Below are 14,465 nucleotides of genomic sequence, written 5' to 3' on the forward strand. Positions count from 1 at the left end.
CATGGATGCGCCGGTCCTCAGTGGACGAGGGTTGTCCCGCCAATTCGACCTCAAGGGTGCTGATGCGCCACTGGTGGCGGTGCGTGAGGTGTCGCTGGAGGTGGCGCCGGGCGCGCTGACCGCGCTGGTGGGGCCGGACGGGGCGGGCAAGACGACCTTGCTGCGCATGGCGGCGGGGCTGATGGCGCCCAGCGCTGGCAGCCTGACCGTGTTGGGCATCGATGTGGCGGCGCGGCCGCAGGAGGTTCAGGACCGTATCAGCTATATGCCGCAGCGCTTTGGTCTCTACGAAGACTTGAGCGTGCAGGAGAACATGGACTTGTACGCTGACCTGCACGGGGTTCCTGCGGATGTGCGGCGCGAACGTTTCGCTCGCCTCCTGCATATGACCGATCTGGGGAGCTTTACCGCGCGGCCGGCGGGCAAGCTTTCCGGGGGCATGAAGCAGAAACTCGGGCTGGCTTGCACGCTGGTGCGGTCGCCGGAGCTCTTGCTGCTCGATGAGCCGACAGTCGGCGTCGATCCCTTGTCGCGGCGCGAGCTGTGGGAAATCGTTCAGCAGCTGGTCGATGAGGAGAAGCTCTCCGTCATCGTCAGCACGTCCTACCTCGACGAGGCAGAACGCTGCCAGCAGGTGTTCGTGATGCATGAGGGGCGCTTGATGGCGCAAGGGGCGCCGGCCGAATTGCGTTCGCGCGCGGATGGCTTGTGCTTTACCGCCTTGCCGCCGGAGGGCGAGCCGGCGCGCGCATTGCAGGCGCGCTTGATCGATGCGCGGGATATTGTGGTTGATGCTGTGCCGGAGGGCGGGCACGTGAGGTTTATCCGCCGCGCGGATGCTTCAGACGACGCGCTTATTCGGTTGTTGAAGGGTTTGCCAGTCAAGCCCGTGCCGGCGCGGCTGGAAGATGGGTTCATGATGCTGCTGCGTGCCAGCCCCTCATCCCCCGACGCGAAGGCGACTCCCGCCGGCATCGCCACGACCGGCGCGGGCGGAGTAGCGGACAGCGGCGGTGGCGGCACAGCGGGTGGCGGGGCTGCGAAAGCAGGCGGCGGAGAGGCGATGATTGAGGTGCGCGACCTGGTGCGGAAGTTCGGCGACTTCACCGCGGTGGCGAACACCAGCTTCAGCGTGGCGCGCGGTGAGATTTTTGGACTATTGGGCCCAAACGGCGCCGGCAAGACCACCACCTTCCGCATGCTGTGCGGACTGCTGCCCGCCAGCTCCGGATTCCTGCAAGTGGCGGGCGTCAACTTGCGCAATGCCCGTGCGCAGGCGCGCGCGAAAGTCGGCTACGTGTCGCAGAAATTCGCGCTGTACGGCAACCTGACCGTCGCGGAGAACCTCGACTTTTTCGGCGGCGCCTACGGCCTGCGCGGCAAGCGCCTGAAGGAGCGCACCAGCCAGGTGCTGGAAGAATTCCAGCTGCGCGGGCAAGAAGACCAGGCAAGCGGCCAGCTGCCCGGAGGCTTCAAGCAGCGCCTCGCCATGGCTACCAGCCTGTTGCACGAACCGGAAGTGCTGTTCCTGGACGAACCGACCAGCGGCGCCGATCCGCTGGCCCGGCGCGAATTCTGGCGCCGCATTACCGCCCTGGCCGAGCAAGGTGTAACGGTCGTCGTGACTACGCATTTCATGGAAGAAGCCGAATACTGCGACCGCATCGTGATCCAGGACGCGGGCAAGGTTCTCGCCATCGGCACGCCGCGCGAAGTACGCACGCAAGCTGGCGGCGCCGGCAATATGGAAGACGCCTTCATCGCCATCGTCGAGAAAAGCCGCGAGGGAGGCAAGCCATGAAACAAGGCTTCCGCTCCCGACTGGCTGCGCTGGTGCGCAAGGAATTCCGCCAGCTGCTGCGCGACGCGTCCAACCTTGCTATTGGCATCGCCCTGCCCATCGTGCTGATCCTCATATTCGGCTATGGCCTGTCGCTGGACGTGAAGAATGCACCGGTCGCCATCGTCATGGAAGACAGTTCCCCCGTCGCGCAAGACGCAGTGGCCGGCTTCAGCCTCTCCCCTTCCTTCGCGCCGCTGCCCGTCGCCTCCATGCACGACGCGGAAAAGCTGATGGGGGAACGCAAAGTCGACGCGATCGTCCGCATCCCGGCCACTTTCACGCGGGACTTGGCCGCAGGCAGTGCCTCCGTACAAGTCATTGTGCACGGCGCAGAAGCCAACCGCGCCAACATCATCATGAACTACGCCAACGGCGCCCTGCAGCAATGGGCCGTCCGCCGCGCCGAACGGCAAGGCAGCGCCGCCCGCTCAGACGCCGTTCCCGCCAATGGCACGGTGCGCATCGACCAGCGCATGTGGTTCAACAGCGCCAACACCAGCACCTGGTACCTGGTGCCCGGCCTGATCGTACTGATCATGACGCTGGTGGGCGCCTTCCTCACCGCCCTGGTCATGGCGCGCGAATGGGAGCGCGGCACACTGGAAGCGCTGTTCGTCACGCCCGTACGGCCGATAGAAATCCTGCTGGCGAAAGTCATTCCCTATTTCTGCGTCGGCATGATGGGGCTGTTCCTGTGCCTGATCGCGGCGCGCTTCCTGTTCGAAGTACCGATGCAGGGGTCGCTGCTGGTAATCGTTTTTGCGTCCATGCTTTACCTGCTGGTAGCCGTCGGCATGGGCTTGCTGATTTCTTCCGCCACCAAGAATCAATTCCTGGCCAGCCAACTGGCCCTGGTCAGCAGTTTCATGCCATCGCTGATGCTGTCCGGCTTCCTGTTCGACCTGCGCAATGTGCCGCTGGCGGTGCAGGTGGTCGGGCACGTCCTGCCGGCGACGTATTTCATGGAGCTTGTGAAGACGCTTTTCCTGGCCGGGAATGTTTGGCCGCTGATACTGCGCAATTGCGCCATCCTTGCCGGCTACGCGCTGCTGCTGCTGGGTATAGCGCGCGCAGTCACCCGCAAGCAACTGGACTAGCCATGACTGACTTTTTCTACCGCATCGCCGCCATCGTCCGCAAGGAATTCCTGGCCGTACTCAAGGACCCGAAAAGCCGCTTCATACTGGTGGTGCCGGCCATCGTGCAAAGCCTGCTGTTTGGCTACGCCGCGACCTATGACTTGACCGATGTGCCGTACGCACTCAACGATGCCAGCCACAGCGCCGCGTCGGCCGAACTGCTGGCCAAGCTCGATGCCAGCGGAACCTTCCGCCGCACGCTGGTTTTCGAGACGCAGCAAGCCTTGCGCGATGCCATCGACAGCGAGAAGGCATTGCTTGCCATCAGCATTCCTGCGGACTTCGAGCGCCAGCTGTATGCAGGCGGCGCGGCGCCGCTGCAAGTGGTACTCGATGGGCGGAATTCCAATACGGCCGGTTCGGCTGCAGCGTACGTCGGCGCTGTGGTGGCGGACTTCAACCGCCAGTGGCGCGAAAAGCATGGCGGCGCCCAGCCTGGCCTGAGCATCGAGTCGCGCGCCTGGTTCAATCCCAACCTGGAAACGCGCTGGTACCTGATGCCGGGCATGATCGCGGCGCTCAGCATGCTGCAAACCTTGCTGCTCACCGCCCTCTCGGTCGCGCGCGAGCGCGAGCAAGGCACCTTCGACCAGTTGCTGGTGACGCCGCTGACGCCCACCGAAATCATGATCGGCAAGGCGCTGCCGCCCATCATGATCGGCCTGCTCCAATCTACGCTGATACTGCTGGTGACGCGCCTGTGGTTCGCCGTGCCAATGGCGGGATCGCTGATCTCCATTTATGCGGCGCTGACGCTGTTCACCATTGCAAGCGTAGGCATCGGCCTGTCGATATCCGCCGTATCGCTGAATATGCAGCAGGCCATGCTGTACACCTTTGTCCTGGTGATGCCGATGATGCTGCTGTCCGGCCTCACGACGCCGGTGCGCAATATGCCGGAAGTTCTGCAGGTGCTGACCATGGCTAACCCGCTGCGCTTTGCCATCGACATGGTGCAGCGCATCTATCTCGAGGGCGTCGGCCTCGGTACCCTGTGGCCAAGCATGCTGCCGTTGCTGCTGATTGCCCTGCTCACCCTGCCCTTGGCGGCGTGGCTGTTCCGCCACCGCCTTACCTGACTGGAAACATCATGAACCGCTCGATCATTTCGCTGCTTTGCCTGTCACTTGCCGGCTGCGCGGCGGTGGGTCCCGAATTTCACGAGCCGAAAGTGCAAGCGCCGGCATCTTACAGCGTTTGGCATGGCGGCGATTCGTCGCTTCGCGACACAGGACTGCCTGCCGGCACAGCGGAATCCTTTGCCCGCTTCAATGATCCGGTATTGCACGACTTGCAGGAAAAGGCGCTCGCGGCCAGCTTTGACGTCCGTTCCGCGGCCGTGAGATTCGCGCAGAGCAGGATGGCGCGCGACGTGGCGGCAGGTTCTTTCGGCCCCCAGGTAAGTGCGCGTGCCGGAGCGGCGCGGCAGCGGCAGTCCGAATCCGGCGCCAGCACAAGGATGGTGGATGCAATCGCACCTGCGGCCAATCGCGACGCATTGATTGGAAAGCTGAGCGCCCCCTTCTCCCTGTATCAAGCCGGATTTGATGCCAGCTGGGAACTGGACTTGTGGGGCCGCGTGCGCCGCAGCGTTGAAGCGGCCGATGCCGGGATGGCGGAGGCCAGTTCGCTGCTGCGCGACGTGCAGTTGGCGGTACAGCTGGAGGTGGCGCGCAACTATTACGATTTGCGCGCAGCCCAGCGCCAGCAAGCCTTGCTGCGGGAGGACCTGCTTGCAACGCAGGAGATCGCTAACCTTGTGGACGCACGGCAGCGCGGCGGACTTGCCAGCGGCCTGGAAGTCGAACAGCAGCAATCCACGCTCGCCGAACTGCAGGGACGCTTGCCGGCGCTGCTGGAGCAGGAGGCCGCCGCCCTCAATCGCCTGTCCCTGCTGCTGGCGCAAACGCCGGGCGCCTTGCAAGCGCAGCTCGCAGCGGTGGGCGGCTTGGCGGTCGTCGATGCAGCGGTGCGCGGACCTGACCTGGCGCTGGGCGTGCCGGGCGAGGTATTGCGGCACCGGCCGGACATCCAGGCGGCGGAAGCACGGCTGCAGGCGGCGACGGCGCGCATCGGCGTTGCGGTGGCCGATCTTTACCCGCGCGTCACGCTCGGTATGTCCCTGGGCCTGGAATCGGTCGACGCCGGCAAGTTCGGCGACTGGGGCAGCCGCCAATGGTCGCTGGGCCCAAGCTTGCAGTTGCCGCTCTTCGATAACGGCCGGCGCCGCGCGACGGTCGAATTGCGCGAACTGGAACAGCAGGAAGCGGCCATCAACTTCCACAAAACCGTGCTCAAAGCATGGCATGAAATGGACGATGCACTGTCCGCCTACGCCGCCGAACGCCAGCGCCAGCAAGCGCTGGCCGCACGGGAAGCGAGCGCCCGAACAACGCTGGAACTGGCCGCCGCGCGCGCCCGGCGCGGCATGAGCGACCAATTGCCCGTGCTGCAGGCGCAGCGCGCGCTGCTGGCCGTCCAGCGCGAACGAAGCGCCAGCGACAGCGCCCTCGCCTTGCGCCTGCTGGCCATCTGCAAGGCCAGCGGCCTGGCCCCGCAAACGTAGCTTTCCATCAAGAAATTGTCAGGAATGCGCGAGACAGGTCCCGGGTCGGATAAGATAGAGGTTTTCGACTCTCCGCCTTAGGGCGCATATGAACAACCTTTTATTAGTAGTTTTTGCACTTCTCCTCGTAGCACTGAACGGCTTCTACGTGGCCGCCGAATTCAGCATCGTCACCCTGCGCCGCACCCGCGTGCGCGCCATCGCCAAGACCCAGGGCCTGCGCGGCCGCATCCTGGCCAAGGTCCATGGCCAGATCGACGCCTACCTGTCCGCCTGCCAGCTTGGCATCACGCTCGCCTCGCTGGGCCTGGGCTGGATCGGTGAACCTGCTTTTGCCCGCTTGCTCGAACCTCTGCTCACCTTCGCCGGCATCACCTCGCCGGAACTGGTGCACGGCATTTCCTTCGTGTTCGCCTTCGTCACGATCTCCTTCCTGCACATCGTGGTGGGCGAACTGGCGCCGAAGTCGCTCGCCATCCGCATTCCCGAAGCGGTCGCGCTGTGGAGCGCCATCCCCCTGTATGCCTTCTATTGGACCATGTACCCGGCCATCTGGCTGCTGAACCAGAGCGCCAATGCGGTGCTGCGCCTGGCCGGCCTGGGCGATGCGGGCGGCCATGAATCGCACTACTCCACCGAAGAATTGAAGCTGATTTTGCGTACCAGCCAGCCCGGCGAATCGTTCAACAAGGACGAACGCAACATCCTCGCCAACTCGCTGGACTTTTCGCAGTTGCGCGTGGCCGACCTGATGCGCCCGATTAACGAAGTGATCGCCCTGCACCAGGACCGCTCGATCGACGAGAACCTCGACACGGTGGTACGCAACCGCTTCAGCCGCTACCCGTATTTCGACGAGAGCGGCGATTCCGTGCTGGGCGTGGTGCACTTGAAAGACTTGTTCTTCGCCCTGCAGTCGCGCAAGGAGCTGAAGGACCTTTCCGGCTTCCTGCGCCCAGTGGAAACCATCTCGGCCCGCACCCCGGCACTGGACCTGTTCCGCCGCTTCAAGGATGGCGCGCCACACTTCGCCTTGATTGGCGAAAAAGGCAAGCGTCCAGTGGGCTTCCTCACGCTGGACAACCTGCTGGGCGCCATGGTCGGCGAGATCCACGACGAATTCCGCCTGAACGAAAACGATTGGCTCAAGCAGCCGGACGGTTCGCTGATCGGCAAGGCCAGCCTGCCGATTTTCTCGCTGGAGCGCATTTTGGGCGTCGACATCGAGAACGAAGAAATGGGCCTGGGCGAAGTGGAATCAGTCGGCGGCCTGATCATGCTGAAGATCGGCGATATCCCGAAACAGGGCCAGCGCGTAGAGTTCGACGCCTTCGACCTGGTGGTGAAAAAGATGAACGGCCCGCGCATCCTGCTGGTCAAGGTCATCCCCCGCAACCTGCCGGCGGATTCCGACGAACAGGACTGACGGTTTAAGGAATGGCGTCCGGCACGTTCACGAATCCCATGCTCACGCCATCGCGCAGGAACTGGATCGCCTTCGCTTCCGGCAGCGGCTTGCTGAAAAAATAGCCCTGCAATTCATCGCACCCCTCGCGCGCCAGCAATTCCAGCTGGCCCGCAGTCTCCACGCCCTCTGCAATCGCACGCAAGCCCAGGCTATGCGCCAGGCGGATCACCGCCGTCACGATGGAGCGGTCTTCCGGATCGCGCGTCAGGCCGCTGGTGAAGCTCTTGTCGATCTTCAGCTTGTCCACCGGGAAGCGCTTCAGGTAACTGAGGTTCGAATAACCGGTGCCAAAATCGTCGATCGACATGGCGACGCCGATATCCTTCAGGCGGTACATCAATTCGATGGTGCCCTCCGGGTTGTCCATCGACAGGCTTTCGGTCAACTCGAGCTCGATCAGGTGGGGATGGATGCGGTAGCGCTCAAGCACGTCGCGCACCTGTTTCTCCAGGTCCTGCACAGAAAACTGTGAAGCCGCCACATTGATTGCGACGGGCACCACAGGCACGCCGGTATTGAGCCACTCGCGCATGGTGGCACACACCTTTTCCATCACCCAGTTGCCGATGGCGATGATCAGGTTCGATTCTTCCGCCACCGGTATGAATTCCATCGGCGGCACCAGGCCCAGCTCCGGGGACTCCCAGCGCAGCAGCGCCTCCATGCCGATCACCTTGCCGGTGCGGATATTCACCTGCGGCTGGTAATGCAGCACGAATTCATCGCGCTGCAAGGCGCGCATCAGGCCCTGCTCCAGCGTCACGCGCGCGTCAAGCCGATGCTGCATTTCCGGCGTAAAGAACTGGAAGCGATTGCGTCCGCTTTCCTTGGCGCGGTACATGGCGATATCGGCCTGGCGCAGAAGCATCTCGGCCTGTGCGCCATCGTTCGGGTACAGGCTCAGTCCCAGGCTGCCTGTGATGACGTGGTCCTGGCCTGCCAGCTGCACCGGCTCCGCCAGCCGCGCGCCGATCCGTTCAGCGATCATGCCTGGCGTGGTGTCGCCCAGCGGGCTGTCGAGCAGCAGCACGAATTCGTCTCCGCCCAGGCGCGCCACGGTGTCGAAATCGCGCACGCACTGCTTCAGCGTGGCCGCTACCGCGCGCAGCAATTCGTCCCCGACCGCGTGGCCCAGCGTGTCGTTGATCTGCTTGAATTTATCAAGGTCGACAAACACCACGGCCAGCGTTTCCTTGCGGCGCTCGGCGCGGCGGATCGCGTGCGTCAGGCGGTCCAGGAACAGGTTGCGGTTCGGCAGGCCGGTCAACTGGTCATGCGTGGCCTGGTGCTTGATGGCTTTCTCGTGCAGCAGCCGTTCGGTAATGTCGTGCGCCACATTCATCACCGAGTCTTCGTTGTTGAAGCGTATATCCGAGGCGAAGAACTCGACGTCGACCAGGTTTCCGTCCATGCGCAACAGCTGCAGCGTGCTGCGCGGCTTTTCGTGCACTTTCAGCAGTCCCAGGCCGGTCCACTCCTCTACCGTCTTGCGAAATTTCGGCGGGATGCGCTCGATGGCAGCTGTACCGACCAGTTGTTCGGCGCTGGCCGCCCCGAACATGCGCACGGCCGCCGGATTGAGGAAGGTGATCTTGCCGCCGCTGTGAATCCAGATCGCGTCGGGCGCCAGCTCCACCAGTGTGCGGTAGCGCAGCTCACTATCCTCCAGGTGGTTGTTCAGGCGGCGCAGGTGCTGGAGGTTTTCATACAGCTCGAGGGACTTCTTTTCGAGCAGCGACTCCGCTTCCTTGCGGGCAGTACGCTCGCGCAGCAGGCTGCGTGAGGCAACCGTGCTGGGGAGTGCATCGTTCTCCATCAGGCTTGCTTGACGAGGTCAAAGCGCACGCGATGCAGCGCGCCTTCTTTCGGCAAGTCGGTCCGGGTGACGGCGATCGTCTCGCCGAAATGCCTGATGCAGCCGGCGATCAGGCCTTCAGCCAGGTCGCCAAAGCCGCGCGGAGAGCTGTAGTGCATGACCAGCGTATCGGCCGAAGGGCGTTCGCATGGCAAGGTTGGCAGTTCGGCATCCGGATACAGCTTGCGCACTTCAACGTGGATTACGTCGTCGATGCGGGCCAGGAAATCAAAGGCGTTATGGGTATCGGCGAAAAGCGGTTTGTAATTCACGCTGAAGCGCTGGAACAGGTGCTCGCCGAACATGTGGATCAATTGAGGTACGCTGTTGCCGGTGGCGTTCGAAAGAGCCTGCACCAGGCGTACCAGTTCCGCGTGGTCGTAAGTGCCGACCGAGGTATAGGCGCCGTCGTTGGGCAGCTTGGCTTCGGTGATGATCCGATCCAGCATTTCGAGGCCCATGCGGTTCTCGACCAACTCCATGAATTCTGTGAAAACGACGCCTTTCATCGCGCCCTCTTTTTGCTAGTTGGACAGGCGCCAGTATAACCTTTCTGTTACTCCTCTACGACTGGTTTAACCTTTGTCCAATTCCTGAGCAGGCCAAGCGCCACGGCCAGCAAGGTCGGACCGATGAACAGGCCGACGAAGCCGAAAGCCAGCACGCCGCCCATGACACCCAGCAGCACCAAGGCGAACGGCAGGCTGGAACCGCGCGAAATGAGGAAAGGCTTGACCACGTTATCGACACCGCTGATCACCAGCGTGCCGTAAATGAGCATGAACACGCCCCAGCCGGTCATACCTTGCGAGAACAGCCAGATCGAGGCGCCGCCCCAGATCAGCGGCGGCCCCACCGGGACGAGCGAGAAAATGAAGGTCGCCACCGACAGCAGCGCCACGCCGGGCACGCCGGCGATCATGAAGCCCACCGCGGCCACCAGCGCTTGCGCCAGCGCAGTCCCCAGCATGCCGTACATCACGCCCGTCACGGTGCGGCTGACCGTCTCCGCCACCGACACCGCATGTTCGCCCATGATCTTGTCCATGCCCACTTCCAGCGAGGCGACGATGTTATGGCCATCGCGGTACAGGAAGAAGGCGACAAAGGCGGCCAGGCTGACCTGGGCCACGCCCGTGCCGAGCACAATGCCGCTGTTCAGCAGGATGTTGCGGGCAGGTTCAACGTATTTCTTCGCCACGGCCAGCAGTTCCTCCTTGCTGCTCAGGATCTGGCGCAGGTAGGAGTCGACCGATTCGCCCACCATCGGCAACTGGCGCAGCCAGGCTGGCGGTGCAAAGCCGCCGGAATCGAGCGCCTGGCGCGCAGCGCGGTAGAAACCGGTCACGCTGTCGGCGATATTCCAGGTCACCAGTGACAGTGGCACGAGGATGATCAGGATCAGCGAAACCGTCATGACTGCCGCGGCGAGCGTGCGCCGCCCTTTCAGGCGGGCGAGCAGGCGCTGGTACAGCGGCCAGGAGGAGATGGCGATGGAGGCGGCGAACAGGATGCCGGCCAGGAAGGGACGCAGCACATACAGGCAGCCAATGACGAGGAAGACAATGGCTGCCAGTCGGCTGTAGGGCTGAAAACGTTTTTCCATGCCCTACAGCTTAGCAGGAAATCAGTTTGCGACGAGCAGCTTGAGGTCGTGCACGATCGGGGCCGGGCCGCCACCGTGGCGCAGGAACAGGCGGATCTTGCCGTTCTTGTCGAAAACATAGCTGCCGGCGGTGTGGTCGATGGTGTAGCTGTCAGGCGTCCTGCCCGGCACCTTCTGGTAGAACACCTTGAACTCCTTGGCGGTGGCGGCAATCTGCTCCGGCGTGCCGTACAGGCCGACGAAGCGCGGGTCGAAGCCCGGCACGTATTGCGCCAGCAATTCCTTGGTGTCGCGCTCCGGGTCAAGGGTGGCGAACAGTACTTGCACCTTGTCGGCGTCCGGGCCCAGCTCCTTCATCACGGCCGACATTTCAGCCATGGTGGTCGGGCAAACGTCCGGGCAGTGGGTGAAACCGAAGAACAGCACGACCACCTTGCCCTTGTAGGACGCCAGCGTCACCGGCTTGCCGGTATGGTCGTTGAGCGAGAAGCCCTTGGCGTAATCAAGGCCGGTCAGGTCGGTGTTTTCGAACTTGAGCTGCTTGTCACCGCAGGCGGCAAGGGCCAGCAGCATGAACAGCGCGGCAAACAGTTTTTTCATGGTGTTCAGAACTTGAAGTAGTGGTCAACCAGCAGCGCTGCGAACAAGAGCGACAGGTAGATGATGGACCAGGTGAAGGCCTTGCGCGCCACGATATCGCTGTAATGCTTGTAGATACGCCAGCCGTAATAGAGGAAGACTGCGTTCAGCACGATCGCGCTGCCCAGGTAGATCAGGCCGCTCATCTTTACGGCGAACGGCAGCAGCGTGGTGGCGGCCAGGATGATCGAATACAGCCAGACGTGGAAAGCGGTAAAGCCCATGCCATGCGTCACCGGCAGCATCGGCAGGCCGGAACGCTCATAGTCGGCCTTGCGGTACATGGCCAGCGCCCAGAAGTGTGGCGGGGTCCAGACGAAGATGATCAGCACCAGCAGCCAGGCCTGCATCGGCACATCGTTCGCGATGGCCGCCCAGCCCAGGGCTGGCGGCATCGCGCCCGACAGGCCGCCGATCACGATGTTCTGCGGCGTGGCAGGCTTCAGGATCATGGTGTAGATGATGGCGTAGCCGACGAAGGTGACGAAGGTCAGCCACATCGTCAGCGGATTGACCAGCTGGTGCAGGATCCACATGCCGGCGCCGCCGATCACCAGCGCAAACACCACGGTTTGCGGAACGGTGATGTCGCCCATCGCCATCGGACGGCGCGCGGTACGCGCCATGCGGGCGTCGATTTCGCGCTCGGCCAGGCAGTTGACGGCGAACGCGGCGCCGGACAGCAGCCAGATGCCGGCCGTGGCGGCGAACACCACGCGCAGGTTAGGCATGCCGTCGGAGGCCAGGAACATGCCGATGACGGCACAGAACACCGCCAGCTGCGTCACGCGCGGCTTGGTCAGGGCCCAGTATTGGCCCATGCGGGAGGTCGAGGATTTCATTGTTATTGATAGGCGGGGGCAGCCAGGTACTTAGCCCTGTAGTTTATCATGGTCAGCAACAGCACCAGGGCCGCGGCGCCCGCGTTATGGCCCACCGCAATGGCCAGCGGGTAGTTGAAATAGATGGTCGCCACGCCGGTGAACAGCTGCAGCGCCAGCACAGCGGCGACCCAGCGCGCATGCTTGCCCAGGCCATGCACAGGCCAGGCTTGCCATGCGGTCAATCCCAGCACCACCACCACCACGGCAGCGAAATTACGGTGCACCCAGTGGATCGCCGTCAGCGCCGAAAACGGCAGGTAGTGTCCGGCGGCGGTCTTGCCCAGCTCGCGCCACAGGTGAAAGCCCTGCTGGAAATCCATCTCCGGCACCAGTGAACCGGCACAGGTCGGGAATTCGGTGCAGGCCAGCGTCGCATAATTGGAGCTGGTCCAGGCGCCCAGCGCCAGCTGCACCAGCAGCACCACGCCGGACAGTGCAGCCAGGACGCGCACGCGCCCCAGTCGCGCAGCCTGCGACGGCGACACGCGCGGCATGGCCGCGTGCAGCTGGTCTTCGCGCCCGCCAAACCACGCGAGGAAGGCCAGCAGCGACATGCCCAGTACGAGATGGCCGGTGACAAAGATCGGCTGCAGCTTCTGCGTCACGGTCCAGGCGCCGAACGCGCCCTGCAGCAGGATGAAGAAGAACAGGAACGTCGGATAGCCCGGGGTGACACGGCGTGCGAAGGCCGCAGCGTTGGCTTTACCGCGGCGGCCGCCGAACCAGCGCCACCACGCTACACCCATCATGGCCACAATCAGCACACCGATGCCCATTGCCAGGTAGCGGTGGATCATTTCGATCCAGGCCTTCACCATGGTGACGGGGCCGGTCGGCATCAGCGATTCGGCGGCGCGGATCTGTTCGTGCGCGACGAAAGGATTGGCGGCGCCGTAGCAGCCCGGCCAGTCAGGGCAACCCAGGCCGGAGTCGGTCAGGCGCGTGAAGGCGCCGAACACGATCAGGTCGAAGGTCAGGAACACAGCGACCCAGACCAGCTTGCGGTATTTGTTGCTGTCTTTGGAAATCCACACGGCGGACAGCGGCAGCGACGCTACCAGCAGCGCCGTGATCGCCATATGGGCAAAGGAATTGTGGTCCATTGCGGTCGCCTTAACCGATGGCCGAAGCCTTGAGCACCTTGACCAGGTCCTTCTTGACCTTGGCCGGATCGGCGTCTTTCGGGAAGCGCATCATCAGGTGGCCCATCGGGTCGATCAGGTAGATGTGTTCTTCCACCTTGCCGCCCTGCTCCAGCGGCAGCCACTTGTTCACGACATCCGCCGGCGCGCGAATGAAGCGGGTGCCGTCATTCACGCGCAGCATGAAGGTTTCCAGCGGCTCCTTATCGGTGATCAGCCACACGCGCTCGATGCGGTCGGCGTCCTTGCCCTGCATGGTGCGCAGCTGGCGCATGGCGAACAGCATGTCCTGGCATTTCTGGTCGCAGGTGGAGCCGCCCACCTTGAGCATGATCCACTTGCCTTTGAAATCGTCCAGCGTCTGCGGCGCGCCGTCCAGAGAGGTGGTGGCCATCACCGGGATCGGGCGCTGGCGCGGGTCGAGCAGGTCGCCATAATTGGTGCGCCCTTCCGGCTTGATGAAGAAATACGTGAGGTAGGAAGCCAGGATAGGCGCAGCGCACACCAGCAATACCGCGAACATGCTCCAGCGGCCACGGCGGCGCTGGTTCTCGTCTTGATTAACGTTTTCCACTTTTTCTCAACCCAGTGAATACAAAGAAAAGTACTGCCATTGCCGCCAGTGCGTACCACTGGAAGGCGTAAGCCTTATGTTTGTCGGCGCCCATGGCCGGCGCCGGCCAATCGCGCACCAGCGCTTCCGTCGCGCCCGGCGCTGCGCCGTCCGGCGTTGTCTGTTCGACCACAACAGGCTGGAATTTCCAGCCCGTCGCCGCCGCCACCGCTGCCGCATCGGCATTTTGCACGATAGCGCCCGGCGTCAGCTTGGGCGCCTCGCCCAGCTGCATCACGTGGCCGGGATTCAGGCGCGCGATGCCCTCCACCACCACCGGGCCCGAAGGCGTGGCGTAGGTTGGCAGTTTATTGCGGTCCGCCATATCGCGCGGCAGCCAGCCGCGCGCCACCAGCACGTGCATATCGCTGCCGGCCAGGCGCAAAGGCATCAGCAGGTAGAAGCCGGAATGCCCATCATGCGGGCGGTTGTCGAGATAGACCGGCCAGCCGGCATCCCACTCGCCCTGCAGGCGCACGCGGCGGAATTCGACATCGGCCGCGGCCACCGGCGTTGCGCCCAGCGCCAGGGGCTCAGCGGCATTGCCCGCAGCCAGCCGCGCCTCCAGCGCAATCTTCTGCGCCGCGCGTCCATCCTGCCAGCGGCCGGCGCTGATGCCGATCGCAACCAGCGCCGCCGTGGCCAGGAAGGGGATTAAGCGGAAGCGGAATGCCATACAATAAGAGTTCCTCAGAAACTGCTTAAATACC

Annotated in this window: 13 protein-coding genes; 5 read left to right on the forward strand and 8 right to left on the reverse strand. The window is 63.5% G+C overall.

Annotation, left to right across the window (positions count from 1 at the left end; all coding sequences use genetic code 11):
* Nucleotide 1 precedes the first annotated feature (1 nt).
* The 5 genes from GM658_RS17920 to GM658_RS17940 all read left to right on the forward strand — a co-directional run bounded on the left by GM658_RS17920 (nucleotide 2) and on the right by GM658_RS17940 (nucleotide 6,974).
* A complete protein-coding gene (locus GM658_RS17920) occupies nucleotides 2-1,801 on the forward strand; it encodes an ATP-binding cassette domain-containing protein (RefSeq protein WP_155455424.1) in 1,800 nt (599 codons plus the stop codon).
* Nucleotides 1,798-2,940, forward strand: a complete 1,143-nt coding sequence (locus GM658_RS17925; RefSeq protein ID WP_155455425.1) for an ABC transporter permease — start codon at nucleotides 1,798-1,800, stop codon at nucleotides 2,938-2,940. The genes GM658_RS17920 and GM658_RS17925 overlap by 4 nt, the downstream gene beginning before the upstream one ends.
* 2 nt (nucleotides 2,941-2,942) lie before the next feature.
* Entirely contained in the window at nucleotides 2,943-4,061 is a 1,119-nt protein-coding gene (locus tag GM658_RS17930) for an ABC transporter permease (RefSeq protein WP_155455426.1), read from the forward strand.
* An 11-nt stretch (nucleotides 4,062-4,072) separates the two neighbouring features.
* Nucleotides 4,073-5,548 carry an efflux transporter outer membrane subunit gene (locus GM658_RS17935; protein ID WP_155455427.1) on the forward strand — a complete coding sequence of 492 codons (1,476 nt, stop codon included), beginning with the start codon at nucleotides 4,073-4,075 and terminating at the stop codon, nucleotides 5,546-5,548.
* 88 nt (nucleotides 5,549-5,636) lie between these two features.
* Nucleotides 5,637-6,974, forward strand: coding sequence for a hemolysin family protein (locus GM658_RS17940; protein ID WP_155455428.1), 1,338 nt, complete (start codon nucleotides 5,637-5,639; stop codon nucleotides 6,972-6,974).
* Between the two features lie 4 nt (nucleotides 6,975-6,978).
* Here the strand turns inward: GM658_RS17940 and GM658_RS17945 are convergent, their stop codons facing one another.
* From GM658_RS17945 to GM658_RS17980, 8 genes are read right to left on the reverse strand one after another with little or no spacing between them, the layout of a single operon-like run.
* Nucleotides 6,979-8,832 (reverse strand): putative bifunctional diguanylate cyclase/phosphodiesterase, encoded by a 1,854-nt coding sequence (locus GM658_RS17945; RefSeq protein ID WP_155455429.1) that lies wholly within the window; start codon nucleotides 8,830-8,832, stop codon nucleotides 6,979-6,981.
* The gene (locus GM658_RS17950) at nucleotides 8,832-9,380 is read right to left on the reverse strand and encodes a heme NO-binding domain-containing protein (RefSeq protein WP_155455430.1); all 549 of its coding nucleotides are present in this window, start codon (nucleotides 9,378-9,380) and stop codon (nucleotides 8,832-8,834) included. The genes GM658_RS17945 and GM658_RS17950 overlap by 1 nt, the downstream gene beginning before the upstream one ends.
* A 47-nt stretch (nucleotides 9,381-9,427) precedes the next feature.
* On the reverse strand, nucleotides 9,428-10,477 hold the full coding sequence (locus tag GM658_RS17955; RefSeq protein WP_155455431.1) for an AI-2E family transporter: 1,050 nt from the start codon (nucleotides 10,475-10,477) through the stop codon (nucleotides 9,428-9,430).
* A 21-nt stretch (nucleotides 10,478-10,498) separates the two neighbouring features.
* Complete coding sequence (locus tag GM658_RS17960) at nucleotides 10,499-11,077, reverse strand: SCO family protein (protein WP_155455432.1); 579 nt, start codon at nucleotides 11,075-11,077, stop codon at nucleotides 10,499-10,501.
* Nucleotides 11,078-11,082: 5 nt separating this feature from the next.
* Nucleotides 11,083-11,958: a heme o synthase gene (gene cyoE, locus GM658_RS17965; protein ID WP_155455433.1), complete on the reverse strand. Its 876-nt coding sequence runs from the start codon at nucleotides 11,956-11,958 to the stop codon at nucleotides 11,083-11,085.
* 2 nt (nucleotides 11,959-11,960) lie between these two features.
* Nucleotides 11,961-13,103, reverse strand: a complete 1,143-nt coding sequence (locus tag GM658_RS17970) for a COX15/CtaA family protein (protein WP_229416965.1) — start codon at nucleotides 13,101-13,103, stop codon at nucleotides 11,961-11,963.
* A gap of 10 nt (nucleotides 13,104-13,113) precedes the next feature.
* Nucleotides 13,114-13,716: a redox-active disulfide-containing membrane protein gene (locus tag GM658_RS17975; RefSeq protein WP_170298864.1), complete on the reverse strand. Its 603-nt coding sequence runs from the start codon at nucleotides 13,714-13,716 to the stop codon at nucleotides 13,114-13,116.
* Nucleotides 13,703-14,431 carry an SURF1 family protein gene (locus GM658_RS17980; protein WP_155455434.1) on the reverse strand — a complete coding sequence of 243 codons (729 nt, stop codon included), beginning with the start codon at nucleotides 14,429-14,431 and terminating at the stop codon, nucleotides 13,703-13,705. Before GM658_RS17980 ends, GM658_RS17975 begins: the two co-directional genes overlap by 14 nt.
* Between the last annotated feature and the right edge of the window lie 34 nt (nucleotides 14,432-14,465).

Source organism: Massilia eburnea, assembly GCF_009720745.1.
GTDB classification, from domain to species: Bacteria; Pseudomonadota; Gammaproteobacteria; order Burkholderiales; family Burkholderiaceae_D; genus Rugamonas; species Rugamonas eburnea.

Coding starts and splice junctions, on each gene's coding strand:
- GM658_RS17920 (WP_155455424.1), top strand. CDS start 2: ATGGATGCGCCGGTCCTCAGTGGACGAGGGTTGTCCCGCCAATTCGAC.
- GM658_RS17925 (WP_155455425.1), top strand. CDS start 1,798: ATGAAACAAGGCTTCCGCTCCCGACTGGCTGCGCTGGTGCGCAAGGAA.
- GM658_RS17930 (WP_155455426.1), top strand. CDS start 2,943: ATGACTGACTTTTTCTACCGCATCGCCGCCATCGTCCGCAAGGAATTC.
- GM658_RS17935 (WP_155455427.1), top strand. CDS start 4,073: ATGAACCGCTCGATCATTTCGCTGCTTTGCCTGTCACTTGCCGGCTGC.
- GM658_RS17940 (WP_155455428.1), top strand. CDS start 5,637: ATGAACAACCTTTTATTAGTAGTTTTTGCACTTCTCCTCGTAGCACTG.
- GM658_RS17945 (WP_155455429.1), bottom strand. CDS start 8,832: ATGGAGAACGATGCACTCCCCAGCACGGTTGCCTCACGCAGCCTGCTG.
- GM658_RS17950 (WP_155455430.1), bottom strand. CDS start 9,380: ATGAAAGGCGTCGTTTTCACAGAATTCATGGAGTTGGTCGAGAACCGC.
- GM658_RS17955 (WP_155455431.1), bottom strand. CDS start 10,477: ATGGAAAAACGTTTTCAGCCCTACAGCCGACTGGCAGCCATTGTCTTC.
- GM658_RS17960 (WP_155455432.1), bottom strand. CDS start 11,077: ATGAAAAAACTGTTTGCCGCGCTGTTCATGCTGCTGGCCCTTGCCGCC.
- cyoE (WP_155455433.1), bottom strand. CDS start 11,958: ATGAAATCCTCGACCTCCCGCATGGGCCAATACTGGGCCCTGACCAAG.
- GM658_RS17970 (WP_229416965.1), bottom strand. CDS start 13,103: ATGGACCACAATTCCTTTGCCCATATGGCGATCACGGCGCTGCTGGTA.
- GM658_RS17980 (WP_155455434.1), bottom strand. CDS start 14,431: ATGGCATTCCGCTTCCGCTTAATCCCCTTCCTGGCCACGGCGGCGCTG.